At 75.0% G+C, this 23,368-nt stretch carries 23 protein-coding genes; 17 read left to right on the top strand and 6 right to left on the bottom strand.

The window, feature by feature from the left end; all coding sequences use genetic code 11:
• Positions 1 to 153: 153 nt before the first annotated feature.
• Positions 154 to 1,305, bottom strand: a complete 1,152-nt coding sequence (locus O2W20_RS17485; RefSeq protein ID WP_269171894.1) for a uroporphyrinogen-III synthase — start codon at positions 1,303 to 1,305, stop codon at positions 154 to 156.
• 139 nt (positions 1,306 to 1,444) lie between these two features.
• Here O2W20_RS17485 and O2W20_RS17480 point away from each other — a divergent pair, with 139 nt between their 5' ends.
• The 5 genes from O2W20_RS17480 (at position 1,445) to O2W20_RS17460 (ending at position 4,478) form a co-directional block, all read left to right on the top strand.
• Positions 1,445 to 1,954 carry a PH domain-containing protein gene (locus tag O2W20_RS17480; protein WP_269171895.1) on the top strand — a complete coding sequence of 170 codons (510 nt, stop codon included), beginning with the start codon at positions 1,445 to 1,447 and terminating at the stop codon, positions 1,952 to 1,954.
• Positions 1,955 to 2,219: 265 nt separating this feature from the next.
• Positions 2,220 to 2,867 (top strand): translation initiation factor IF-3, encoded by a 648-nt coding sequence (gene infC / locus O2W20_RS17475; protein ID WP_269171896.1) that lies wholly within the window; start codon positions 2,220 to 2,222, stop codon positions 2,865 to 2,867.
• Positions 2,868 to 2,958: 91 nt separating this feature from the next.
• Positions 2,959 to 3,153 (top strand): 50S ribosomal protein L35, encoded by a 195-nt coding sequence (gene rpmI / locus O2W20_RS17470; RefSeq protein ID WP_269156764.1) that lies wholly within the window; start codon positions 2,959 to 2,961, stop codon positions 3,151 to 3,153.
• Between the two features lie 37 nt (positions 3,154 to 3,190).
• Positions 3,191 to 3,580 (top strand): 50S ribosomal protein L20, encoded by a 390-nt coding sequence (gene rplT / locus O2W20_RS17465; RefSeq protein ID WP_166756901.1) that lies wholly within the window; start codon positions 3,191 to 3,193, stop codon positions 3,578 to 3,580.
• A 94-nt stretch (positions 3,581 to 3,674) separates the two neighbouring features.
• Entirely contained in the window at positions 3,675 to 4,478 is an 804-nt protein-coding gene (locus O2W20_RS17460) for a TrmH family RNA methyltransferase (protein ID WP_269171897.1), read from the top strand.
• A 1-nt stretch (position 4,479) separates the two neighbouring features.
• Here O2W20_RS17460 and O2W20_RS17455 read toward each other — a convergent pair whose 3' ends face one another.
• Complete coding sequence (locus O2W20_RS17455; RefSeq protein ID WP_269171898.1) at positions 4,480 to 6,729, bottom strand: diguanylate cyclase domain-containing protein; 2,250 nt, start codon at positions 6,727 to 6,729, stop codon at positions 4,480 to 4,482.
• Between the two features lie 155 nt (positions 6,730 to 6,884).
• Here O2W20_RS17455 and pheS point away from each other — a divergent pair, with 155 nt between their 5' ends.
• The 3 genes from pheS to O2W20_RS17440 are packed head-to-tail and all read left to right on the top strand — an operon-like array spanning position 6,885 to position 11,237.
• Positions 6,885 to 7,952: a phenylalanine--tRNA ligase subunit alpha gene (gene pheS, locus O2W20_RS17450; protein ID WP_269171899.1), complete on the top strand. Its 1,068-nt coding sequence runs from the start codon at positions 6,885 to 6,887 to the stop codon at positions 7,950 to 7,952.
• Positions 7,949 to 10,423 carry a phenylalanine--tRNA ligase subunit beta gene (gene pheT, locus O2W20_RS17445; RefSeq protein ID WP_269171900.1) on the top strand — a complete coding sequence of 825 codons (2,475 nt, stop codon included), beginning with the start codon at positions 7,949 to 7,951 and terminating at the stop codon, positions 10,421 to 10,423. The genes pheS and pheT overlap by 4 nt, the downstream gene beginning before the upstream one ends.
• Positions 10,416 to 11,237 carry an SDR family NAD(P)-dependent oxidoreductase gene (locus tag O2W20_RS17440; RefSeq protein WP_269171901.1) on the top strand — a complete coding sequence of 274 codons (822 nt, stop codon included), beginning with the start codon at positions 10,416 to 10,418 and terminating at the stop codon, positions 11,235 to 11,237. The genes pheT and O2W20_RS17440 overlap by 8 nt, the downstream gene beginning before the upstream one ends.
• A gap of 50 nt (positions 11,238 to 11,287) precedes the next feature.
• Here the strand turns inward: O2W20_RS17440 and O2W20_RS17435 are convergent, their stop codons facing one another.
• From O2W20_RS17435 to O2W20_RS17420, 4 genes are all read right to left on the bottom strand, one after another.
• Positions 11,288 to 11,605 (bottom strand): STAS domain-containing protein, encoded by a 318-nt coding sequence (locus O2W20_RS17435; protein WP_269171902.1) that lies wholly within the window; start codon positions 11,603 to 11,605, stop codon positions 11,288 to 11,290.
• A 110-nt stretch (positions 11,606 to 11,715) separates the two neighbouring features.
• On the bottom strand, positions 11,716 to 12,120 hold the full coding sequence (locus tag O2W20_RS17430; RefSeq protein WP_269171903.1) for a glyoxalase superfamily protein: 405 nt from the start codon (positions 12,118 to 12,120) through the stop codon (positions 11,716 to 11,718).
• A gap of 55 nt (positions 12,121 to 12,175) precedes the next feature.
• Complete coding sequence (gene arr, locus O2W20_RS17425; protein WP_269171904.1) at positions 12,176 to 12,634, bottom strand: NAD(+)--rifampin ADP-ribosyltransferase; 459 nt, start codon at positions 12,632 to 12,634, stop codon at positions 12,176 to 12,178.
• 107 nt (positions 12,635 to 12,741) lie between these two features.
• Positions 12,742 to 13,623, bottom strand: coding sequence for a diacylglycerol/lipid kinase family protein (locus tag O2W20_RS17420; RefSeq protein WP_269171905.1), 882 nt, complete (start codon positions 13,621 to 13,623; stop codon positions 12,742 to 12,744).
• A gap of 128 nt (positions 13,624 to 13,751) precedes the next feature.
• Here O2W20_RS17420 and argC point away from each other — a divergent pair, with 128 nt between their 5' ends.
• From argC to tyrS, 9 genes are read left to right on the top strand one after another with little or no spacing between them, the layout of a single operon-like run.
• Entirely contained in the window at positions 13,752 to 14,792 is a 1,041-nt protein-coding gene (gene argC / locus O2W20_RS17415) for an N-acetyl-gamma-glutamyl-phosphate reductase (protein WP_269171906.1), read from the top strand.
• Positions 14,789 to 15,940: a bifunctional glutamate N-acetyltransferase/amino-acid acetyltransferase ArgJ gene (gene argJ, locus O2W20_RS17410; protein WP_269171907.1), complete on the top strand. Its 1,152-nt coding sequence runs from the start codon at positions 14,789 to 14,791 to the stop codon at positions 15,938 to 15,940. The genes argC and argJ overlap by 4 nt, the downstream gene beginning before the upstream one ends.
• Positions 15,937 to 16,977, top strand: a complete 1,041-nt coding sequence (argB, locus tag O2W20_RS17405; RefSeq protein WP_269171908.1) for an acetylglutamate kinase — start codon at positions 15,937 to 15,939, stop codon at positions 16,975 to 16,977. The genes argJ and argB overlap by 4 nt, the downstream gene beginning before the upstream one ends.
• Complete coding sequence (locus O2W20_RS17400) at positions 16,974 to 18,164, top strand: acetylornithine transaminase (RefSeq protein ID WP_269171909.1); 1,191 nt, start codon at positions 16,974 to 16,976, stop codon at positions 18,162 to 18,164. Before argB ends, O2W20_RS17400 begins: the two co-directional genes overlap by 4 nt.
• A complete protein-coding gene (gene argF, locus O2W20_RS17395) occupies positions 18,161 to 19,111 on the top strand; it encodes an ornithine carbamoyltransferase (RefSeq protein WP_269171910.1) in 951 nt (316 codons plus the stop codon). Before O2W20_RS17400 ends, argF begins: the two co-directional genes overlap by 4 nt.
• Positions 19,108 to 19,653: an arginine repressor gene (locus tag O2W20_RS17390; protein ID WP_269165463.1), complete on the top strand. Its 546-nt coding sequence runs from the start codon at positions 19,108 to 19,110 to the stop codon at positions 19,651 to 19,653. Before argF ends, O2W20_RS17390 begins: the two co-directional genes overlap by 4 nt.
• Positions 19,650 to 21,092 carry an argininosuccinate lyase gene (argH, locus tag O2W20_RS17385; protein ID WP_269171911.1) on the top strand — a complete coding sequence of 481 codons (1,443 nt, stop codon included), beginning with the start codon at positions 19,650 to 19,652 and terminating at the stop codon, positions 21,090 to 21,092. Before O2W20_RS17390 ends, argH begins: the two co-directional genes overlap by 4 nt.
• A gap of 4 nt (positions 21,093 to 21,096) precedes the next feature.
• Positions 21,097 to 21,771, top strand: coding sequence for a DNA-3-methyladenine glycosylase (locus tag O2W20_RS17380; RefSeq protein ID WP_269171912.1), 675 nt, complete (start codon positions 21,097 to 21,099; stop codon positions 21,769 to 21,771).
• On the top strand, positions 21,768 to 23,069 hold the full coding sequence (tyrS, locus tag O2W20_RS17375; RefSeq protein WP_269171913.1) for a tyrosine--tRNA ligase: 1,302 nt from the start codon (positions 21,768 to 21,770) through the stop codon (positions 23,067 to 23,069). The genes O2W20_RS17380 and tyrS overlap by 4 nt, the downstream gene beginning before the upstream one ends.
• Positions 23,070 to 23,368 lie beyond the last annotated feature (299 nt).

The following is a 23,368-nucleotide window of genomic DNA, read 5'->3' as shown; positions in this document are numbered from 1 at the left end:
GCCCGGCGGTCCAGCCCGGGCACCGCGAACGCTAGGGACGAGGGGTTTCGACGACGGCGCGGTGACGTGACCCGCACGGAACAACGGCCGCACCGGCCCGGTGCCCTCGCTGTGAGGGCGCGGACACGCGGCCGTCGCCGGACGGTGGGGTGCTCAGACCGCCAGGCGGTAGCCGCGCTTGACCACGGTCTGCACGACCGGGGCACCCAGGGCGGCGCGCAGCCGGGTCACGGCCATCTCCACGGCGTGCGCGTCGCCGCCGCCGGAGAGCTCGCCGAGCAGGTCGGCGCGGGAGACGACCACGCCGGGCCGGCGGGCCAGCGCACGCAGCACCGCCATCGGCCCGGGGGCGAGCTCCACCAGCCGGCCGTCCAGGACGGCGGCGTGCCCACGCACCTGCAGCGTGTGCGCACCGGAGTGCAGCACCGGGTGCCGGGCCGGCAGCGCGCTGACGACCTCGCGGGCCAGCGCGCCGAGCCGGGCCCGCTCGGGCTGGGCCGTCCGGATGCCGGCCGCCTCGAGCGGTCCGGCGGTGACCGGCCCCACGGCGACCGGGAGCACGGCGTCGGTCAGGGCACCGAGGACGCCGGGGTAGACGCCCTCCTCCTCGGCGACCTGCAGCAGGCTGGCGGCAGCGGGGGCGCTGGTGAAGGTCACCGCGTCGACGGCGCGCGCGGCGATCACCGTGACGAGGCGGCGCAGCGGGGCGGTGTCCTCGGGCAGCACCCAGCGGTAGACCGGGACCTTGACGACCTCGGCACCGGCCCGCACCAGCCCGGAGACGAGCTCGGGCAGCGGGTCACCGTGCAGCTGGACGGCGATCCGGCGGCCGGGCAGCGGGCCCTCGGCCCCGGACAGCAGGTGCGAGAGCACCTCGGCCGAGCTCTCCGACTCCGGGGACCAGGCATCGACCAGGCCGGCCCCGCGGATCGCGCCGCGGGCCTTCGGTCCCCGGGCCAGCACCCGGGCGGTGGCCAGGTGCTCGCGCAGGGGCAGGTCCCACGCCTCGGCGGCCTCCAGCCAGCCGCGGAACCCGACCCCGGTGGTGGCCACCACCAGGTCGACCGGTGCGGCGAGCACCTCCCGGGTGGCCGCGACCAGGTCGGCGTCGTCGGACAGCGGCACGATCCGGATCGCCGGGGCGTAGAGCACCCGGGCACCGCGGCGGTCCAGCAGCGCGCCCAGCTCCTCGCTGCGGCGGGCCGCGGTCACCGCGACGGTGTAGCCGGCCAGTGGCAGCAGGTCCGGCACCGGGGGCTCTCCGGCAGGGCTGGCCACGGGGTGGTCGAGCTGGCTGTCGGTCACTCGTCCATGGTGCGTCCTCGGTGTTCCATCCGTGTGACGTCCCGCCTCAGGAGTGGACGTCCGGGCGGGCTGTGCTCAGCCGGCGCCGTCCCGACCTGCACGTCTGCGCGGCACTGTCGGGAGCGGGCAGGATGGTGACGTGCCCGCCGAGCCCACGCCCACCGACCCCGCGCCCCACCCGGTCTCCGCTGTCCCGCGCCGCCTGCGGGTGATCACCGCGGTCATGGCGGCCGGTCTGGTGATCGTGATGAGCGTGGTCGCCCTGCTGCTCAAGGAGTCGACCACCGGGGTGGTGTCCTTCCGGACCTCCGACCAGGTCGCGATGGTGGGCCTCGGTCTCGCCATGGGGGCGGGCGTGCTCCTGCTGGGGCGGTCCCGGGTGGACGCCGACGCCTCCGGGGTGCGGATCCGCAACGTCGTCATCAACCACGAGGTGCCCTGGTCGGCGGTGATCGCGGTGCGCTTCGACCAGCACTCCCCGTGGGCCAGCCTGCTGCTGAGCAACGACGACGAGGTGGCGATGGGGGCGATCCAGGCCGCCGACGGTCAGCGGGCGCTGGTCGCCGTCCGGGGGCTGCGGGCGCTGCTGGCCGACCACCGGGAGCGCAACCCCGCGCCGCGCGAGGACCTGCTGTACCCCCGGGAATGACGGCGGGGGCCCGCGCGCTGTACTGTGAGCACGCCTCCCCCCGCTACATCGAGGCGCGTGAACCACAGCGGCCGCCGTCTGCAGAGACCGGCGGTCACTGACCAAAGAGGAGCCCGCTCCCACCTGGCGCCGCACAGGCGTCCAGGTCCCCGGATCGCGCAGGTCGGCCCCGGCCGGCTCGCGCGGCCGCGACGGCACCCCCGCCCCGGGGTGTCGGCTGCGGCACCCCGGCGAGTGGGCCCCGTGAGCACCAGCTCACGGGGCCTTGCTGCGTCGGCGACCCGGGACGGGTGCGACTCCTCCCCGCAGCAGCAGAGGAGAGGCCATCACCGAGCCCCGCATCAACGACCGCATCCGCGTTCCCGAGGTCCGCCTGGTCGGACCGGAGGGCGAGCAGGTCGGCATCGTGCCGATCGGCGAAGCGCTGCGCCTGGCCCAGGACTCCGAGCTCGACCTGGTCGAGGTCGCGCCCATGGCCCGGCCTCCCGTCGTCAAGCTCATGGACTACGGGAAGTTCAAGTACGAAGCCGCGCAGAAGGCCCGTGAGGCCCGGCGGAACCAGGCGCTCACCGTCATCAAGGAGATGCGGCTGCGCCTCAAGATCGACCCGCACGACTACGAGACCAAGAAGGGCCACGTCGAGCGCTTCCTCAAGGGCGGCGACAAGGTCAAGATCACCGTGATGTTCCGCGGTCGCGAGCAGTCCCGCCCGGAGATGGGCTACAAGCTGCTGCAGCGGCTGGCCGGCGACGTGGCCGACCTCGGGGTGGTGGAGTCCAACCCCAAGCAGGACGGCCGGAACATGGTCATGGTTATCGCGCCGCACCGGAACCAGGCGGCGACCGACGACGCGCGGCGCTCTGCGAAGGCCGAGAAGCAGGCGGCATCCGAGGAGCAGGCCCCCCCGGCCTGAGCCGGGCGAGGGCCCCCGCACGACCGAGACGGCCCGCGCCAGGAGCAGCCCGCTGCTCCTGGCGCGGACAGACACGAACAAGGACGAGGACATGCCGAAGAACAAGACCCACAAGGGCGCGGCCAAGCGCATCCGCGTCACGGGCACCGGGAAGCTGGTGGCTGAGCACACGAACAACCAGCACAAGTTCGAGCACAAGTCCTCGAGCCGGAAGCGCCGTATCAGCGGCACCGCAGAGCTCTCTCCGGCGGACACCAGCCGGATGAAGAAGCTCCTCGGTCTCTGACCGTCCCTTCCCGTAACCAGCAGACAGGAGCTCTCACGTGGCACGCGTGAAGCGGGCGGTCAACGCCCAGAAGAAGCGCCGCACGACCCTCGAGGCGGCCAGCGGTTACCGCGGCCAGCGCTCGCGGCTGTACCGCAAGGCCAAGGAGCAGATCCTCCACTCGGCCACCTACAACTACCGCGACCGCAAGGTCCGCAAGGGTGACTTCCGCAAGCTGTGGATCACCCGGATCAACGCCGCGGCCCGGCAGAACGACATGACCTACAACCGGTTCATGCAGGGCCTCAAGCTCGCCGGGATCGAGCTGGACCGTCGTGTCCTGGCCGAGCTCGCCGTGAACGAGCCCGCCACCTTCGCCACCCTGGTGGAGTCCGCCCGGGCCGCGCTCGCCGCGAACCCCGAGGCGACCGGCGCCCAGGCCGCCTGAACCAGAACCACCTTCGACGCCGTCGCCGGCGGGTCCTCGTGACCCGCTGGTGACGGCGTCGTCGTCTGCGCCCACCCTGCGAGAGGAGCTCCCCGTGCCCGACCTGCTGACCGAGCGCTCGGCGCGGGTCGCCGGTGCCCGCAAGCTCACCCGGCGCAGCGGCCGGGACGACGCCGGGGCCTTCCTCGCCGAGGGGCGGCAGGCGGTCAGCGAGGCGCTGGCGCAGGCGCAGGCCCAGCCGGGCGCCGTCCTCGAGCTGTTCGTCACCGCGGCTGCGGCGGACACCCACCGCGACCTGCTGGCGGCCGCCCGGGTGCCCGTGCACGTGGCCACCGACCGGGCGGTCGCCTCGCTGTCGGAGACCGTGACGCCGCAGGGGCTGGTCGCCGTCTGCGCGCTGCGCGACGTGCCGGCCGCGACGCTGGTGACCGACCCGCCGCGGCTGGCGGTCGCGCTGGCCGAGCTCAACGACCCCGGGAACGCCGGGACGGTGCTGCGCACCGCCGATGCCTGCGGCGCCCGCACCGTGGTGTTCGGCACCGGCTCCGCCGACCCCTACGGCGGCAAGGTGGTGCGCAGCAGCGCCGGCAGCCTGTTCCACGTCGACGTCGTGCGCAGCACGCCGCTGGCCGAGCTGGTGCCGCAGGTGCAGGCCGCCGGCACCACCGTGCTGGCCGCCGACGGCGGGGGAGAGGTGGCCCTGGACGCCGCCGGGGACGCGGGGTTGCTCAGCGGGTCGGTGCTGTGGCTGTTCGGCAACGAGGCCCGCGGGCTGGACGCCGGTCTGGCCGCGCTCGCCGACGCGCGGGTGCGCATCCCGATGCGCGGCCGGGCGGAGAGCCTCAACCTCTCGGTGGCCGCCTCGATCTGTCTCTACGCCACCCAGCTCGCCGAGTAGCTCACGCGCCGGCCGGGTGCTTGGCGGCGTACATCCGGGCGTCCGCCCGGTGCAGCAGCGGGCCGAACTCGGCGCCGTCGTCCGGGTGGACGCTGATCCCGACGCTGGCCTGCACCTGCACGGTCCGCGCGCCGAGCACCACCGGCTCGGTCACCGCCGCCACCAGCTGCTGGGCCACCTGACCGGCCTCCCGCAGCGCGGTCGAGGGGTCCAGCCCGAGCAGCCCGACGAGGAACTCGTCGCCCCCGAGACGGGCCAGCAGGTCACCCCGGCGCAGCCGGCCGCGCAGCCGGTCGGCGACCACCTGCAGCAGCTCGTCACCGGCGGCGTGGCCCAGGGCGTCGTTGACCGCCTTGAAGCCGTCGAGGTCCAGGAAGAGCAGCGCGACCGCTGAACCGTCGAGCCGGGCCTGCCACAGCGCGGACTCCATCCGCTCCTCGAAGCGGCGCCGGTTGGGCAGCGCGGTGAGCGGGTCCTTGTAGGCCAGCTCCTCGATCTGCGCCAGGTGCTGGCGGGTGCGGTCCCGCTCGCGGAGCAGCTCCCGCTCCGCGGTCACCCGGCCGGTGACGTCGGTCTGCACGCCGATGTACTGGATGACGTCGCCGGCGGTGTCGAGCACCGGGGCCAGGTGGATCTCGTTCCACCACGGCTCCCGGTCCGGCCCCCGGTGGTTGAGCAGCGTCGCCCGGAACTCCGCGCCCTCCCGGATGGCCAGCCGCATCCGGTCCACCGTGCCCGGGTCGGTGTCCTGTCCCTGCAGGAAGCGGCAGTTGCGGCCCAGCACCTCCCCGGCCTCGAGGCCGGCGAGCTGCTCGAAGGCGGCGTTGACGTAGACCAGCGGCTGGTCCGGCGCCGTCATGTCCGCGATCGTGACCCCGCTGGTCGTCGCCGCCAGCGCGCGGCGCAGCAGCGCCTCCTCGACAGTGCCGCCGGTCGCGCCGGTCGTGATCGCGGCGCCGGCGGCCGGAGCGGGCCGGTCCGCCACCGGCAGCTCCGGGGCCGGCTGCGCGGCGACCCGGGCGACCAGGGCCACCCCGGCGCGTTCGACGGTGTGGCGGTCGTAGGTGAGGGCGTACTCGTACCGGCGCTGCAGGTCCGGACCGGTGTCGCCGAGGTCGCGGGCGAGCAGCGCGGCGCTGAAGTGCGGGCTGAGGACGACGACGTCCCACTCGCCTCGCACCGGGTCGTCGGCCGCCAGGTGCGCCCCGCGCACGCCGGGCACCGGCTCGATGGGGAGGTCCTCGCCGAGCGCGGCGACGAAGCCGGTACGGGCGACCAGGTCCCGGTAGCGCAGCGACGTGGCCGGGGTGAAGTGCCGCGCCTCCTGGAAGGTGGCGGCGACCACGCAGGTCTCACCGAGTCGCATGGCCTGGCGCTCCAGGTGCTTGCTGAGCTCGATGAGCAGCGCCTTGGGCGCCGTCCGCAGCTGGGTGCCCGGGAGCAGGCAGCTGAACGGGGAGGCCTGGGTGTCGATGGCGGAGGAGCTGCACGACGGGAGGTCGAGCCGCCCGACGGTCCGGCCCGGCGCAGCGGTGGCCGCCGGGCGGCCGAAGTACCAGCCCTGGCCGAGGCTCGCCCCGAGGGCGCGCGCCATGGCCAGGTGGGCCTCGTCCTCGATCCCCTCGGCGAGGATGAGCGCACCGGTGCGCTCGGCGTAGCCGTTGACCGCGTTCATGATCTCGGCGACCGCCGGACCGGGCCGCTGCTGGACCAGGCGCAGGTCGAGCTTGACCACGTCCGGGCGCAGCAGGGGCATGAACGCCAGGGACATCGACTCCGCCCCCACGTCGTCCAGGGCGATGCCCCAGCCGACCTCACGGACCCGCTCCACGGCGCGCAGCAGGTCCGCCGGGCGGGTCGCCAGCGCCCGCTCGGTGATCTCCACGACCACCCGCAGCCCCGCCGGGGCGCTGGTGGCGATGGCGAGCAGCTCCTCCAGCGGCGCGGACTCCAGCACCTGCGGCTCGACGTTGACGAACACCGTCAGCGGCGGGCCGAGCTCGGCGGCGACCGCACCACGCAGCGCGGCCGACCGGCACAGCGCGTCCAGCTCGGCGAGCCGGCCGGCCGACCGGGCGGCGGCGAAGAGGGCGTCAGGGGTGTACAGCGGACCCTGCGGCCCGCGGGCGAGCGCCTCGTAGGCGACGACGCGGCCGGAGTCCAGTTCGACGATGGGCTGGTAGAGGCTGTGCACGCTGCCGGCGGCGAGCACCGCGTCGATCGTCGCGACGGGGGCGTGGGTCGAGGTCACGAGCTGGGGATCGGCGCCGGCGGGCCCGAACTCCCCTGGTGCGGGCGGCGGTACCACCCCTGGGGGTGAGTCGTGCCCGTCGTCCGGGTCGTCGCATCGCTCGCAGCCCCGACCCGGGCGCGCCGACCAGCGCCGTCCGGGCAGAATGGCCTCCCGTGTCTGGCGCCAACGACCCCTATGACCCCAAGCAGGTCGCCGCGCTGTCCGCGGAGGCCCTCGACGCCGCGGTGCACGCAGCGACCGAGGCCTTCGCCGCCGCCGGTGACCTGGAGGCCCTGGCCGCCGTCCGACCGGCCCACCTGGGCGATCGGGCGCCGGTGCTGCTGGCCCGGCGGGAGCTCGGCGCGCTGCCCCCGCACGCCCGGTCGGACGCCGGCAAGCGGGTCAACGCCGCCCGCGTCGCGGTCACCGAGGCGCACGCCGCCCGGCTGGCGGTGCTGGAGGCCGAGCGCGACGCGCGGGTGCTGGCCGAGGAACGGGTCGACGTCACCCTGCCCTGGGACCGCGCCCTCCACGGCGCCCGGCACCCGCTCACCACGCTGACCGACCGGATCTCCGACGTCTTCGTCGGGATGGGGTACGAGATCGCCGAGGGCCCCGAGCTCGAGGCCGAGTGGCTGAACTTCGACGCGCTGAACACCGGTCCCGACCACCCGGCGCGGTCGCTGGCCGACACCTTCTTCGTCGCGCCGGAGGACTCCGGACTGGTGCTGCGCACGCACACCAGCCCGGTGCAGGCGCGCACGATGCTGGAGCGCCGCCCCCCGATCTACGTGGTCGCGCCCGGGCGGGTCTACCGCACCGACGAGCTGGACGCCACGCACACCCCGGTCTTCCACCAGGTCGAGGGCCTGGCCGTCGACCGCGGCCTGACCATGGCCCACCTGCGCGGCACGCTGGACCACCTGGCCCGCCAGCTCTTCGGTGCCGACGCGCTCACCCGGTGGCGGCCGCACTTCTTCCCCTTCACCGAGCCGTCGGCGGAGTTCGACGTCTGGTTCCCCGAGCACCGGGACGGGCCGCGCTGGGTGGAGTGGGGTGGCTGCGGGATGGTCAACCCCCGGGTGCTGGTCGCCTGCGGCATCGACCCCGAGGAGTACACCGGCTTCGCCTTCGGGATGGGCATCGAGCGGGCGCTGCAGTTCCGCTCCGGGGTCGGCGACATGCGCGACATCGTCGAGGGCGACGTCCGCTTCACGAGTGCGTTCGGAGTTGAGCAGTGAAGGTCCCGATCAGCTGGCTGAGCGAGCACGTCGACATCCCCGCGGGGACGACGGTCGAGGAGCTGGACGAGGCGTTCGTCCGGCTCGGCTTCGAGGTCGAGGAGGTCCTCCGCGCGCCGGTCACCACCGGCCCGCTGGTGGTCAGCCGGGTGCTGGGCATCGAGGAGCTCACCGGCTTCAAGAAGCCGATCCGGTTCTGCCAGGTCGACGTGGGGGAGGACGCCCCCCGGGGCATCGTGTGCGGCGCCCGCAACTTCGCCGTCGACGACCTGGTCGTCGTGGCGCTGCCCGGCGCCGTGCTCCCCGGCGGCTTCGCCATCGCCGCACGGACCACCTACGACCACGTCTCCGACGGGATGATCTGCTCGGTCCGCGAGCTGGGCATCGGCGAGGACCACGCCGGCATCCTGGTGCTCGGGCAGGACGGCTTCGCCCCCGGGACGCCGGCCGCCGGTGTCCTGGGCCTGGACGACGTCGTCTTCGACCTCGAGGTCACCCCCGACCGCGGCTACGCGATGAGCCTGCGCGGGATCGCCCGCGACCTGGCCGGCGCCCTGGGCGTCGACTGGCGCGACCCGGCCGCCCTCACGCCCCCGGCGTGGTCGGGTGAGCCGGGCTGGGCCGTCGAGGTCGACGACCCGGCCCGCTGCGACCGGTTCTCGATGCTGGCGATGGAGGGGCTCGACCCGGCCGCCCCCAGCCCGTGGGAGCTGCGCCGGCGGCTGGCCCAGTGCGGCATCCGCAGCATCTCGCTGGCCGTCGACGTCACCAACATCGTGATGCTCGAGCTCGGCCAGCCGATGCACGCCTTCGACCGCGACACCGTCACCGGGCCGATCACGGTGCGCCGGGCGAGCGCCGGCGAGCGGCTGACCACCCTGGACGGTGTCGACCGCGCGCTCAGCACCGACGACCTGCTGATCGCCGACGAGTCGGGGCCGATCGGGCTGGCCGGGGTGATGGGCGGCGCCTCGACCGAGATCGGCGCGAGCACCACCGCGGTGCTGCTGGAGGCCGCGCACTGGGAGCCGGCCGGCATCGGTCGCGGGGTGCGCCGGCACAAGCTGCCCAGCGAGGCGGCCAAGCGCTTCGAGCGGGGCACCGACCCCGACGTCACCGTCGTGGCCCTGGCCCGCGCCGCGGCGCTGCTGGCCGAGCACGGCGGCGCCCACGTCGTCGGCGCGCCCGTCGACCTGGACGTGCGCCGCCCGCGCCCGGCGATCGCGCTGGACGCCGGCCGGCCCGGCCGGATCGCCGGCGTGGCGTACCCGCCCTCGCAGGTGGTGGAAGTGCTGCAGGCCATCGGCGCGACGGTCGAGGGCGACGGCCAGCAGCTGCAGGTCACCCCGCCGTCCTGGCGCGGTGACCTCACCGACCCGGCCGACCTGGTCGAGGAGGTGGTGCGCTACCTCGGCTTCGACGAGATCCCCTCCGTGCTGCCGACCGCGCCGCCCGGCCGCGGGCTCACCGAGCGCCAGCGCCGCCGGCGCAGCATCGGTCGCGCCCTGGCCGACGCCGGGTACGTCGAGGCGCCGTCCTACCCGTTCGTGGGGGAGGCGCAGCTCGATGCCCTCGGGCTGCCCGCGGACGACGCCCGGCGGCAGCTGATCACGCTGCGCAACCCGCTGTCGGAGGAGGCCCCGGCGATGCGGACGACGCTGCTCCCCGGCCTGCTCGGCACCCTCGCGCGCAACCTGTCCCGCGGACAGCGGGACGTCGCCGTCTTCGAGCACGGTGCGGTCTTCCCCGGCGGCCCGCGCACCCAGGCGCCGGTGCCCGGGGTCGACCGGCGCCCCGACGACGAGGTGCTGGCTGCGCTGCTCGGCGCGGTCCCCGAGCAGCCCTGGCACGTGGGCGTGGTGCTGGCCGGGAACGTCGAACCGCGCGGCTGGTGGGGGCCGGGCCGGCCGGCCAGCTGGGCCGACGCCGTCCAGGCCGCGCGCACCGTGGCCGCCGCGGCCGGTGTCGAGCTGACCGTGCGGGCCGGTGAGCTGGCGCCCTGGCACCCGGGCCGCTGCGCCGAGCTGCTCGTCGGCGACGGTGCCGAGGCGACGGTCGTCGGGCACGCCGGCGAGCTGCACCCGCGGGTGTGCGCGGCGCTGGACCTCCCGGCGCGCACCTGCGCCATGGAGCTCGACGTCGACGCCCTGCCCGCAGCCCCGGTGGCCGTCGGGCCGCACGTCTCGACCTTCCCCCCGGTGCTGGTCGACCTGGCGCTGGTCGTCGCCGACGCCATCCCGGCCGCCGACGTCGAGGCGGCGCTGCGGGAGGGCGCGGGTGAGCTGCTGGAGGTGCTGCGGCTCTTCGACGTCTACACCGGCGCCCCGGTGCCGGCCGGTTCGCGGTCGCTGGCGTACGCGCTGACGCTGCGGGCCCCGGACCGGACGCTGACCGGCGAGGAGGCGAACGCGGCCCGCGACGCCGCGATCGCGGTCGCCCTGGAGCGCACGGGGGCTGTCCTCCGTGGCTGACGTGAGTCGGCCGGACCTCACCGGCACCGTCGCGCTGGTCACCGGTGCCTCCGCCGGCATCGGCCGGTACCTGGCGCAGGGGCTGGCCGAGCGCGGCGCGACCGTGGCCGGCCTGGCCCGGTCGGCCGACCGGCTGCACGGGGCGATGGCCGAGGTCGCCGACGCCACTGGTGCCCGCACGCTGGCCGTGGCCGCCGACGTCACCGACCCTGACGCCGTGCAGGCCGCGGTCACCCAGGTGGTCGCGGAGCTCGGGCCGGTCACCCTGCTGGTCAACAACGCCGGCCTCATCGACGCCGCAGAGGTGCCGCTCTGGGAGGCCGACCCCGACCAGTGGTGGCAGGTGGTGGAGAGCCAGGTGCGCGGGCCGTTCCTGGTCTCCCGCGCCGTCGTCCCCGGGATGCTGGCCGCCGGCGGCGGCCGGGTGGTCGGGCTCGCCAGCGGCCTGGGCACCCGGGGGAGCGACGTCTACAGCGCCTACTCGGCCGGCAAGACGGCCCAGATGCGGATCACCGAGGCGATCGACCTGGCCGGTGCCGAGCACGGCGTGCGCGCCTTCGACCTGGCGCCGGGGGTGATCGACACGGAGATGACCCGGGCGATGCCGATGCACGCCGGGCGCACCGAGTGGACCCGGCCGGAGGACGTCGTGGCGCTCGCCCTGGCGATCGCCGCCGGGGAGCTGGACCAGTGGTCGGGGCGCTTCTTCCGGGCTGGTGCCGACGACCTGGACCTGCTGCGCGCCACCACGCCGGCGGGCGCCGCCCGCCAGCTCCGGCTGCGGCCCTACGGCACCGAGGACCCGATCGGCTGAGCCGCCGCGGTGCCCGAGGCGGTCAGCAGACCGCGGTGCCCGCAGGCGGCTCAGCAGATCGCGGTGAACAGCACGGCGGCGCCGGTGACCTCGAGCATCCGGCGGACCATGGGGGAGGGCCGGCGGAGCTCGGGCAGCCCCCCGGCCCGGCGGGCGTGCTCGGTCTCCCGCACCAGCAGCCGCAACGCCCGGCCGTCCAGGAACGTGGCCGCCGAGAGGTCGATGGCGCCGGCCCCGGAGATGCGCGGCCCGCCGGCGTCCCAGGCCTCGACCACCAGGCTGTCGACCTCCCCGCAGAGCCGGAGCACGGTCACGCCGTCCTCCTCGACCAGGTCGATCCCGCCGGACAGCTGCTGGACGTCGCGCATGGCGGTGTTCCTCCCCCTGCCCGGCGTCGATCGCCGGGGCAGGGGGGACTCTGCACGGCCCTGCTGACAGAACGCCCTCAGCAGTCCGAGGACCAGCTGTGCGGCGACCGTCAGCCGGCCGCTTCCTCGACGACCCAGATCGTGTTGCCGTCAGGGTCACGGACCGCGAAGAGCAGCGGCGCGCCGGGCACCCGGGTCGGTGCCGGGTCGACGTCGACGTCGCCGCGGGCGGCGAGCCGCCGGTGCTCGGCGAGCACGTCGGTCGACTCGACCCCGACGGAGCCGCCGCCGGGGGAGCCGCCCATCGGCGGGTTCAGCGCCAGCCGCGCGGAGGAGCCGGGCGGGGCGACCTCCAGCCAGCGGTCGGTGCCGTCCTCGCCGAAGCGGTCGTCGCCGCGCACCTCGAAGCCCAGCACCTCGGTGTAGAAGGCCCGGGCGGCGTCCTGGTCGCGGACGGAGAACATCGTGACGGCGAGCTGGGTCAGGGTGGTGGTCTGGTGCTGGGTCTGCGTCATGCCGGTCAGACCGGTGGCGCCGGCCCAACTCATCGGTGAACGGACGTGACGACCATCAGTCCTCGATGAGGTCCCGGCCCTCCGCCCGCAACAGCGCAAGGTGGTCCAGCATCCCCTGCAGCGCCTCCGGGGCGTGCCCCTGCCAGCTGTCCAGCTCGCTGACGACGCGCACCGGGTGGCGGGTCCGGTAGGACCGGGTGGGGTTGCCGGGGAACCGCTTGTCGGTCACGTTCGGGTCGTCCTCGAACGGGCCGAGGGGCTCCACGACGTAGATGCGTCCCGGCTCCCCGCTGCCGGCGAGTGCAGCTGCCAGCTCCGCGCCCCAGGCGGCGGTGTCCACGAGCGAGGTGAAGTAGACGTGGTGGGACACCCGGCCCTCCTGGAAGTTCGAGCCGTGGCCGGGGACCAGCTCGACGCCGGGTGCCAGGGCGGCCCGGGTCCCGTGGAAGAAGGGGCCCTCGACGTGCCCGCAGCTGTCGTAGGTCGCGGGGACGGGGAGGTCGTTCTCGTCCATGGCCGGGTCTCCTCGGGGCTCGTCTCGGTCGGCTGCTGAGGACCAGCCTGTCGCAGATCCGCCGGCCCGCGGGCGCCATCACCTCCTCGCCCCTCGGGCACCCCGCGTCAGAACACGGTGGCCAGCGCCCGTGGCGCGATGTCGACCGAGATCTCGGTGTCGGCCTCCAGCTCCACCAGCTCACCGTCCAGCTGCAGGGGCATGGGGGCCAGGGTGGTGAAGGCGTAGTGGGTCACGCTCGGCTGCCGGCCCAGCCCCCGGGTCGCGGCCCGCAGCGCGGTGGCCAGGACCTGCAGCTTGCCGGTCCGCCGCTGGGCGATCACCTCGAAGCGGCCGTCGTCGGGGCGGGCGCCATCGCTGAGCCGGGCCACCTTGGCCATCTGCGCGATGTTGGCGAAGAGCAGGCTGTCGACGGTGCGCTCCTCCCCGTCCTCCATCCGGATGGGGAAGGGCCGGAAGCGGGTGAAGCCGCGGATCACCGAGAGCGCCTCCCGCCACGACCCCTTGCCGCCCTTCTCCAGGTCGACGGCGATCACCGGGGTGACCCCCACGCCGATGTAGGAGTGGGCGTACCGCACCTGGGCGTCGGCGCCGCTGCCCAGGGTCAGCCGCAGCAGGTCGATCCGGCGGACGTCGCCGGCCACGATCGCGTCGGCCAGGTGGTGCTGGCGCGTCGTCCGGCGGTGGTCGTTGGCGTTGCCGGCCGCCCGCACCGCGCAGACCGCGTCGGGGTTGCCCGCCTGCATGACCCCGTCGACGACCTCGTTGTAGCCGCCGTCCCCGCTCACCGAGACGAGCAGTGGCCGCCCCGTGGCCGCGGCCTCCCGAGCCAGCTCGCGGGCGTGGCCGGCGCGCTGGGTCGGGCACAGCGCCACGGGGACGTCGGGGAGCCGCCGGGCCAGCTCGGCGTGCAGCTGCTCGGCCGACCCCGCTGCCTCGCCGGTGCTGTGCGGGTTGAAGATGACGACGATCCGGTCGAACGGGCTCACAGGTGACGGCCTCCTCGGCGTGGTCGGGCACGGCTTGCCCGCTGGGACCCTGCCCGAGAACCCGGCTCCGCGCGCACCGGCCCACCACGCACTGCACGGTCATGCACGGTCGGGTATGGTCATGCACCGTGAACAGCCAACGGACGTGGACGGTCGGGGTCACCGGCGCCACCGGGTACGCGGGGGGTGAGGTGTGCCGGCTGCTGGCCGGGCACCCTGACCTCCGGCTGACCGGGGTGCATGCCAACTCGAGCGCCGGCCGACGCCTGGGTGAGCTGCAGCCGCACCTGCTGCCCTACGCGGACATGGAGGTCCAGGGCAGCGACGCGGCCGCGCTGGCCGGCTACGACGTCGTCGTGCTGGCCCTGCCGCACGGGGAGTCCGCGGCGATCGCGGCCCAGCTGCCCGCCGACACGCTGGTCATCGACTGCGGCGCCGACCACCGGCTCAACGACCCGGCCGCCTGGGCCCGCTGGTACGGCGGCGAGCACGCCGGCCACTGGCCCTACGGCCTGCCCGAGCTCCCCGGTCAGCGGGAGCAGCTGGCCGGCGCCCGGCGGATCGCCGTCCCGGGCTGCTACCCGACCTCGGTCACCCTGGCGATGGCCCCGGCGCTGGCCGCCGGGCTGGTCACGCCGGACGTCGTGGTGGTGGCGGCGAGCGGCACCTCCGGAGCCGGCAAGAGCGCCAAGCCGCACCTGCTCGGCAGCGAGGTGATGGGCTCGGCCAGCGCGTACGGCGTCGGCGGCGCCCACCGGCACACCCCGGAGATGGTGCAGAACCTGGCGCAGGCCGCCGGTGGGCCGGTCCGGATCAGCTTCACCCCCACCCTGGTGCCGATGAGCCGGGGCATCCTGGCCACCTGCTCGGCCCCGCTGGCCGACGGCGTGGACGCCGCCCGGGCGCGGGCCGCCTACCAGGAGGCCTACGGCGACGAGCCGTTCGTGCACCTGCTGCCGGAGGGCCAGTGGCCCACCACCGCCGCGGTGCTCGGTGCGAACACGGTGCAGCTGCAGGTCGCGGTCGACCCGGACGCCGGCCGGCTGGTCGTTGTGGCCGCCGTCGACAACCTCACCAAGGGCACCGCCGGCGCGGCACTCCAGTGCGCCAACCTGGCCCTGGGCCTCCCCGAGACCACCGGTCTCCCCACCGTCGGAGTAGCACCGTGACCGTCACCGCCCCGCAGGGGTTCCGGGCGGCCGGGGTCGCCGCCGGGCTGAAGTCCAGCGGTGCACCGGACGTCGCGCTGGTCGTCAACGACGGGCCGGACGACGCCGCGGCGGCCGTCTTCACTACCAACCGCTTCCCGGCCGCCCCCGTGCTGTGGAGCCGCCAGGTGCTCGCCGACCACCGGCTGCGCGCGGTCGTCCTGAACTCCGGCGGCGCCAACGCCTGCACCGGCCCCGACGGCTTCGCTGACACCCACGTCACCGCCGAGCGCGTCGCGGCCGAGCTGGGCATCGGTGCGGTCGACGTCGCGGTCGCCTCCACCGGCCTGATCGGGGTCCGGCTGCCGATGGACGCCCTCCTCGCCGGGGTCGGCGCGGCGGTCGCGGGGCTGTCCGCCGACGGAGGGCCCGACGCCGCCCGGGCGATCATGACCACCGACTCGGTGCCGAAGACGACGGTGCAGACCGGGAACGGCTGGACGATCGGCGGGATGGCGAAGGGCGCGGGCATGCTCGCCCCCTCGTTGGCCACGATGCTCGTCGTCCTCACCACCGACGCCGTGGTGCCGGCCGAGGTCCTCCAGCCCGCGCTGCGGGCGGCGACCAGTGTCAGCGTCGAGCGGGTGGACTCCGACGGCTGCCTGTCCACGAACGACACGGTGATCGTGCTGGCCAACGGCGCCAGCGGGGTCACGCCCAGCGCGGAGGAGTTCACCGCCGCCCTCACCGCGGCCGCCACCGACCTGGCGATGCAGCTGCTCGCCGACGCCGAGGGCTCGACCAAGGACATCGCGATCACCGTCCGCAACGCGGCCAGCGTCGCCGACGCGGTCACCGCCGGCCGGGCCTGCGCCCGGAACAACCTGCTCAAGACCGCGCTGTTCGGCAACGACCCCAACTGGGGCCGGGTGCTGGCCGCGATCGGCACGACCGACGCGGCGTTCGAACCCGACCAGGTGGACGTGACGATCAACGGCGTCACGGTCTGCCGGGCCGGCGCGATCGGCGACCCGCGCGAGGGCGTCGACCTGTCCGGCCGGGCCATCACCATCGACGTCGACCTGCGGGCCGGCAGCGAGCAGGCCACGATCTGGACCAACGACCTGTCCCTCGCCTACGTCCACGAGAACTCGGCCTACTCGACATGACCAGTGACCTGACCAGCAACGACGCCCCGCAGGACCCCACGCCGCCCGACGTCGCGCCCGACCTCGCCACCCCGCCGGCCCGGCGCTCGGTGGGCAGCCCCCGGGTCATGCGCACGCACGACCCCGAGGGCGACGCGCGCAAGGTCGCCGTCCTCACCGGTGCCCTGCCCTGGCTGCGCGAGTTCCACGGCCGCGTCGTGGTGGTGAAGTACGGCGGGCACGCCATGGTCGACGAGCAGTGCCGGCACGCCTTCGCCGAGGACATGGTGTTCCTGCGGACCTGCGGGATCCTGCCGGTCGTCGTGCACGGCGGTGGCCCGCAGATCAACGGCATGCTCGGCCGGCTGGGGATCGAGAGCGAGTTCCGCGGTGGGCTGCGGGTCACCACCGAGGAGACGATCGACGTCGTCCGGATGGTGCTGACCGGGCAGGTCGGCCCCGAGGTGGTCGGCCTGATCAACTCCTACGGGCCGCTGGCCGTCGGGCTCTCCGGTGAGGACGGCGGGCTGTTCACCGCCGAGCGGACGCACGCCATGGTCAACGGCGAGCCGGTGGACGTCGGCCTGGTCGGCGACGTCGTCGCGGTCGACCCCGCGCCGGTCACCGCGCTGCTCGAGGCCGGGCACATCCCGGTGGTCGCCACCGTCGCCCCGGACGCCTCCGGCCAGGTGCACAACGTCAACGCCGACACCGCGGCCGCGGCGCTGGCCGTCGCCCTCGGCGCGGTCAAGCTGGTCGTGCTGACCGACGTCGAGGGCCTCTACGCCAACTGGCCCGACCGCGACTCGCTGGTGCAGAAGATCGACGCCACCGAGCTGGCCGAGATCCTCCCGACCCTGGACGCCGGGATGATCCCGAAGATGGCCGCCTGCCTGCGGGCGGTCGAGGGCGGGGTGCGCCGGGCCACCGTCATCGACGGGCGGCTGCCGCACGCCCTGCTGCTGGAGACCTTCACCACCGAGGGCACCGGGACGATGGTCGTCCCGGCCGGCACCGACACCACATCACCGACACCGGAGGGAGTGACCGCACCATGACGCACACCGAGGAGCTGGCCACCCGCTGGTCGGCCGTGATGATGGGCAACTACAAGACCCCGCCGGTGGCGCTGGCCCGTGGCGCGGGCGCGACCGTCTGGGACGTCGACGGCACGGAGTACACCGACCTGCTCGGCGGGATCGCCACCACGATCCTCGGCCACGCCCACCCGGCGGTGGTGCACGCGATCACCGCCCAGGCGCAGCTGCTGGGCCACGTCTCCAACCTGGCGATGCACGAGCCCGGTGTACTGCTGGCCGAGCGGCTGCTGGAGCTCGCCGGCCGGCCGGGCCGGGTCTTCTTCTGCAACTCCGGCGCCGAGGCCAACGAGGCCGCCTTCAAGCTCAGCCGGCTCACCGGGCGGCCGGAGGTGGTCACCGCGATCGGCTCCTTCCACGGCCGCACCATGGGCTCGCTCGCGCTCACCGGGCAGCCGGGCAAGGCGGCAGCGTTCGCCCCGTTGCCCGGCGGCGTCCAGCACGTCCCCTACGGCGACGCCGACGCGCTGTCGGCCACCGTGGGCGAACAGACCGCGATGGTGCTGCTGGAGCCGATGCTGGGGGAGGGCGGCGTGCTGCCGGCGCCGCCGGGCTACCTCGCCGCCGCCGCGGAGACCGCCCGTGCGGCGGGTGCGCTGTTCGCCGTGGACGAGGTGCAGACCGGCAGCGGACGCACCGGACAGTGGTTCGCCCACCAGTCCGACGGCCTGCAGCCCGACGTCGTGACCCTGGCCAAGGCCCTCGGCGGCGGCCTGCCGCTGGGCGCCACCCTCGCCTTCGGCCCGGCCGCGGAGCTTATGACCGCCGGATCGCACGGTTCCACCTTCGGCGGCAACCCGATCGTCGCCGCCGCCGCGCTGGCGGTGCTGGACACGATCCGCGACGAGGGGCTGCTGGAGCGCGCCAAGGAGATCGAGCACCGGGTCGCCGCCGGCGTCGACGCGCTCGGCCACCCGGGCATCAGCGGCGTCCGGGGTCGGGGTGCGCTGCTCGGCGTCGTCCTCACCGCGCCGGTCGCCGCCGCGGTCGAGACCCACCTGCGGGCCGCCGGCTTCCTCACCAACGGCGTGGCCGCCGACGTCGTCCGGCTGGCGCCGCCGCTGGTCGTCACCGACGCCCAGCTCGACGCGTTCGTCACCGCCCTCCCCGCCGCACTGGACGCCGCCCTCCGGGACGCGGACCGGTGACGGTCCGGCACCTCACCCGGGACGACGACCTCACCCCAGCGGAGCAGGCGGAGGTCCTCGCGCTGGCCGCCCAGCTCAAGGCCGGCCGGCACACCGCCGCCGCGCCCACCCCGCTGCGCGCGGCCAACGGCACCCAGCGCACCGTCGCCGTGCTGTTCGACAAGCCCTCCACCCGCACCCGGCTCTCCTTCGCCGTCGGGGTCACCGAGCTCGGCGGGCAGCCGCTGGTCATCGACGGCGCGGCCAGCCAGCTGGGCCGCGGGGAGTCGGTGGAGGACACCACCCGGGTGCTGGACCGGCAGGTCGCCGCGATCGTCTGGCGGACCTCGGGCCAGGAGCGGATGGACGCCATGGCGGCGGTCAGCCGCGTCCCGGTGGTCAACGCGCTGACCGACACTTTCCACCCGTGCCAGGTGCTCGCCGACCTGCAGACGGTGCTCGAACGGCGCACGCAGCTGGCCGGGCTGACCCTCAGCTACCTCGGCGACGGCGCCAACAACATGGCGCACTCCTACCTGCTGGGCGGCGCCCTGGCCGGCATGCACGTGCGGATCGGCTCGCCGGAGGCATTCCAGCCCGATCCGGGGGTGCTCACCCGGGCCGGGCAGATCGCGGCGGAGACCGGCGGGTCGGTGCAGTGGACGGCCGACCCGGCCGCCGCCGCCGACGGTGCCGACGTGCTCGCCACGGACGCCTGGGTGTCGATGGGCCAGGAGTCCGAGCACGCCGCCCGGACCGGCCCGTTCGTGCCCTACGCCGTCGACGAGCAGGCGCTGGACCGGGCCGCCGACGACGCCGTCGTGCTGCACTGCCTGCCGGCCTACCGCGGCAAGGAGATCGCCGCCGCGGTCATCGACGGGCCGCAGAGCGCCGTGTGGGACGAGGCGGAGAACCGGCTGCACGCGCAGAAGGCGCTGCTGCTGTGGTTGCTGGAACGGTCGCAGTGACCACGGCGCTGACCCGCTCGGCCCGGCACGCCCGGATCGCCGAGCTGATCACCGCCGGCCCGGTGACCTCGCAGACCCAGCTGGCCCGCCTCCTGGCCGAGTCCGGGGTCGACGTCACCCAGGCGACGCTCTCCCGCGACCTCGAGGAGCTCGGCGCGGTCAAGCTGCGTGGGTCCGACGGGGCGCCGGCCTCCTACGTGCTGCCGCCGGAGAACGCCCCGCTGCGCCCGGCGCAGTCGGCACCGGCCCGGCTGACCAGGCTGCTGGCCGACCTGCTCACCAGCGCCGAGGGCAGCGCGAACCTGGCCGTCGTCCGCACACCGCCGGGCGCGGCCCAGTTCCTCGCCTCCGGGCTGGACAAGGTCGGGCTGCCCGACGTGCTGGGCACCATCGCCGGGGACGACACTCTGATGGTCGTCTCCCGGGACCCCCACGGGGGGCCCGCGCTCGCCGCCCGGCTGCGCGCGCTCGCCGAGCGCGCCCGGCCGGCGCACGGGGACGACACCGACCTGCAGGCCGACGTGGAAGAGAGCGCAGAGTGACCGAGGGCAACGCCGGCAGCCAGACCCGACTCTGGGGCGGCCGCTTCGGCGGCGGCCCGTCACCGGCGATGGCGGCGCTGTCGAAGTCCACCGACGTCGACTGGCGGCTGGCGCCCTACGACCTGGCCAGCTCCCGGGCGCACGCCCGCGTGCTGGAGCGGGCCGGGCTGCTGACCGTCGACGAGCTGGCCAGGATGATCGGTGCCCTCACCGAGCTGTCCGCCGAGGTCGCCGACGGCACGTTCGCGCCCATCGAGGCCGACGAGGACGTGCACGAGGCACTCGAGCGCGGCCTGCTGGAGAAGCTGGGCCCGCTCGGCGGCAAGCTGCGCGCCGGCCGCAGCCGCAACGACCAGGTCGCCACCGACCTGCGGCTGTACCTGCGGCACAACGTGCGCAGGCTGGTCGGTGAGCTGGCCGCGCTGGAGAACGCGCTGGTCGGGCTCGCGCTGCGCTACCGCGACGTCGCCGCACCGGGGATGACCCACCTGCAGCACGCCCAGCCGGTGCTCATCGCCCACCAGTTGCTCGCCCACGCCCACTCGGTGTCCCGCGACGTCGACCGGCTGCTGGACTGGGACCGGCGGGCGGCGGTCAGCCCGCTCGGCGCGGGCGCGCTGGCCGGCTCCTCCCTGGCACTGGACCCCGACGCCGTGGCCGCGGAGCTGGGCTTCGACCGGGCCGCCGACAACAGCATCGACGCGGTCAGCGACCGCGACTTCGCCGCGGAGTTCTGCTTCGTCGCGGCCCTGCTCGGGGTGCACCTGTCCCGGCTGGGGGAGGAGGTCGTGCTCTGGACGTCGACCGAGTTCGGCTGGGCCCGCCTCGACGACGCCTGGGCGACCGGGTCGTCGATCATGCCGCAGAAGAAGAACCCGGACATCGCCGAGCTGGCCCGGGGCAAGGCCGGCCGGTTCGTCGGCAACCTGACCGGCCTGCTCACCATGCTCAAGGGCCTGCCGCTGGCCTACGACCGCGACCTGCAGGAGGACAAGGAGCCGGTCTTCGACTCCGTCGAGCAGCTGCTCCTGCTGCTGCCCGCGGTCACCGGGATGGTCGCCACCCTGACGCTGCGCCCGGAGGTGATCGAGGCCGCCGCTCCACAGGGCTTCGCCCTGGCCACCGACGTCGCCGAGTGGCTGGTGTCCAACGGCGTCCCGTTCCGGTCCGCGCACGAGATCAGCGGCGCGATGGTCGCCTTCTGCGAGGACGCCGGCCTCGAGCTCGACGAGCTGGACGACGACCAGCTCGCAGCCATCGACGAACGGCTCACCCCGGAGGTGCGCTCGGTGCTCACCGTGCCCGGTGCACTGGCGGCCCGGCGGGCCCGTGGCGGGACGGCGCCGGAGCGGGTGGCCGAGCAGCTCGGCACGCTCACCGAGCTGGCCCGGCAGCACACCGAGTGGGCGTCGTGGTCGCCGGTGGCCGGGGCCCTCTAGCCCCGTGGCCGCCGACCTCCCGTCGTCCGACCGGCCCGGGCCGGGGCCGCTCCTCACCGAGGACGCCCTGCTCGGGCCGGTCGACGAGGTGGCCCGCGCGCTGCTGGGCTGCTGGGTGGTGACCGACCGCCCCGACGGCCGGGTCGCGCTCCGGCTCACCGAGGTCGAGGCCTACTCGGGGGAGGGGGAGGACCCGGCGTCCCATGCCCACCGGGGCCCGACCCCGCGGGCGGAGATCATGTTCGGTCCACCCGGCCGGCTGTACGTGTACTTCAGCTACGGGGTGCACTGGTGCGCCAACGTCGTCGTCGGCCCGGCCGGTCGCGGCTCGGCGGTCCTGATGCGCGCCGGTGAGGTGCTGGTGGGGGAGTCGCTCGCGGCGTCCAGGCGCCCGGCTGCGCGGGTGCCGCGGGACCTGGCGCGTGGTCCGGCCCGGCTCACCCAGGCGCTGGCGATCGGCCCCGACGACCGGGGGACGGACCTGTTGGACCCCGCGTCACCCGTGCGCCTGCACGCCGGCGCCCCGCCGGCGGGCACCTCGGCCGGTCCCCGGGTGGGGATCAGCGTGGCGGCCGAGCTGCCGTGGCGGTTCTGGGAGACCGACGCCCCCTCGGTGAGCGTCTTCCGGGCAGGCGGGAAGCCGCGGCGCCGGGGCCCCAGGCAGGATGGACGACCGTGACCTCTGCGCATTCCGTGATCGACGAGCTGCACCGCCGCGGGCTGATCGCCCAGAGCACCGACGAGGACGCCCTGCGCGCCCACCTCGCGGAGGGGCCGGTCACCTTCTACTGCGGCTTCGACCCGACCGCGGCGAGCCTGCACGTCGGCCACCTCATCCAGTTCATGGTGCTGCGGGCCCTGCAGCGAGCCGGGCACCAGCCGATCGTGCTGGTCGGCGGGGCGACCGGGCTGATCGGCGACCCCCGCCCGTCGTCCGAGCGGCAGCTGAACGACCCCGCCCAGGTGGCGACCTGGGTGGACGGGATCCGCCGTCGGGTGGCGCGCTTCCTCGACCTGCCGGCGGCCGAGCAGGGGCTGCGCGAGCCGATCTACGTGGACAACCTCGAGTGGACGTCGCCGCTGTCGGCGATCGACTTCCTCCGCGACCTCGGCAAGCACTTCCGGGTCAACCGGATGCTGGCCAAGGAGGCGGTCTCCGCCCGGCTGAACTCCGACGCGGGGATCAGCTACACAGAGTTCAGCTACCAGATCCTGCAGGCCAACGACTTCCGGGAGCTGTTCCGCCGGCACGGCTGCACGCTGCAGAGCGGGGGCTCCGACCAGTGGGGCAACATCACCGCCGGCGCCGACCTGGTGCGGCGCACCGAGGGGGCGTCGGCCCACGCGCTGGCCACCCCGTTGATCACCACGGCCGACGGGAAGAAGATCGGCAAGACCGAGGGCGCCACGATCTGGCTGGACCCGGAGCACACCACCCCGTACGCGTTCTTCCAGTACTGGCTCAACATCGACGACGTCGACGCGCGGGCCTGGCTGCCGCTGTTCTCCGAGCGCCCGGCCGAGGAGGTGGCGGCGCTGATCGCGGAGTCCGAGGAACGTCCGGCGTCCCGGGCGCCGCAGCGGGCACTGGCCGAGGAGCTCACCCGGCTGGTGCACGGCCCTGCGGAGCTGGCGCAGGCCGAGGCCGCCGGCCGGGCGCTGTTCGGCCGGGCCGAGCTCTCCGAGCTGGACCCGCAGACCCTGGCCGCCGCGCTGACCGAGGCCGGCGCCGTGGAGGTCGACGACCCGGCGCTGTCCGTCGCCGTCCTGCTCCAGCGGGCGGGCCTGGCGTCGTCGCTGACCGACGCGCGGCGCACGGTCAAGGAGGGCGGGGCCTACGTCAACAACGTCCGGGTCGGCGACCCGGACGCGGTGCCGGCGCCGGGGGACTGGCTCCCCGGAGGGTGGCTCGTGCTCCGCAAGGGCAAGCGCTCGGTGGCCGGCGTGCACTGCCCGGGAGCCGGTCGGGCCGACTGACCTGGGCCCTGCCCGGCACCGCGCCCCGTCGCCGGCCGCGTGTGAACGCCGGGTGACGGCGACGTTCCAGCCAGGTGGCGGGCGTCACTCGGTCCGGGTTTGACACGTCCCGCGGAGCCACGTAACTTTCTCTTTGCGCCGGGAACGACCGCGAGGCCGGGACCGGGCGCCGAGCAGGACAACACAAGCCGGAGACGACGACCTGAGAGGGTCTGGTTCGCCGCGCGTCCGCTCCTTGAGAACTCAACAGCGTGCCGAAAGTCAGTGCCAAGTAACAAATCCCCCTTCGGTGTCTTCGG

Origin of the sequence: Modestobacter sp. VKM Ac-2982 (assembly GCF_026967935.1) — a bacterium.
Taxonomy (GTDB): Bacteria; Actinomycetota; Actinomycetes; order Mycobacteriales; family Geodermatophilaceae; genus Modestobacter.
Note: the sequence above shows the minus strand (reverse complement) of the source record. Positions and strands in the feature narration are given on the sequence as shown.

What these genes read in the sequence shown, in the direction of transcription:
- rpmI (WP_269156764.1), top strand. Translation starts at nt 2,959, where the DNA reads ATGCCGAAGAACAAGACCCACAAGGGCGCGGCCAAGCGCATCCGCGTC.
- O2W20_RS17435 (WP_269171902.1), bottom strand. Translation starts at nt 11,605, where the DNA reads ATGCGCGACGTCCAGCAGCTGTCCGGCGGGATCGACCTGGTCGAGGAG.
- O2W20_RS17430 (WP_269171903.1), bottom strand. Translation starts at nt 12,120, where the DNA reads ATGACGCAGACCCAGCACCAGACCACCACCCTGACCCAGCTCGCCGTC.
- arr (WP_269171904.1), bottom strand. Translation starts at nt 12,634, where the DNA reads ATGGACGAGAACGACCTCCCCGTCCCCGCGACCTACGACAGCTGCGGG.
- argB (WP_269171908.1), top strand. Translation starts at nt 15,937, where the DNA reads ATGACCAGTGACCTGACCAGCAACGACGCCCCGCAGGACCCCACGCCG.
- O2W20_RS17400 (WP_269171909.1), top strand. Translation starts at nt 16,974, where the DNA reads ATGACGCACACCGAGGAGCTGGCCACCCGCTGGTCGGCCGTGATGATG.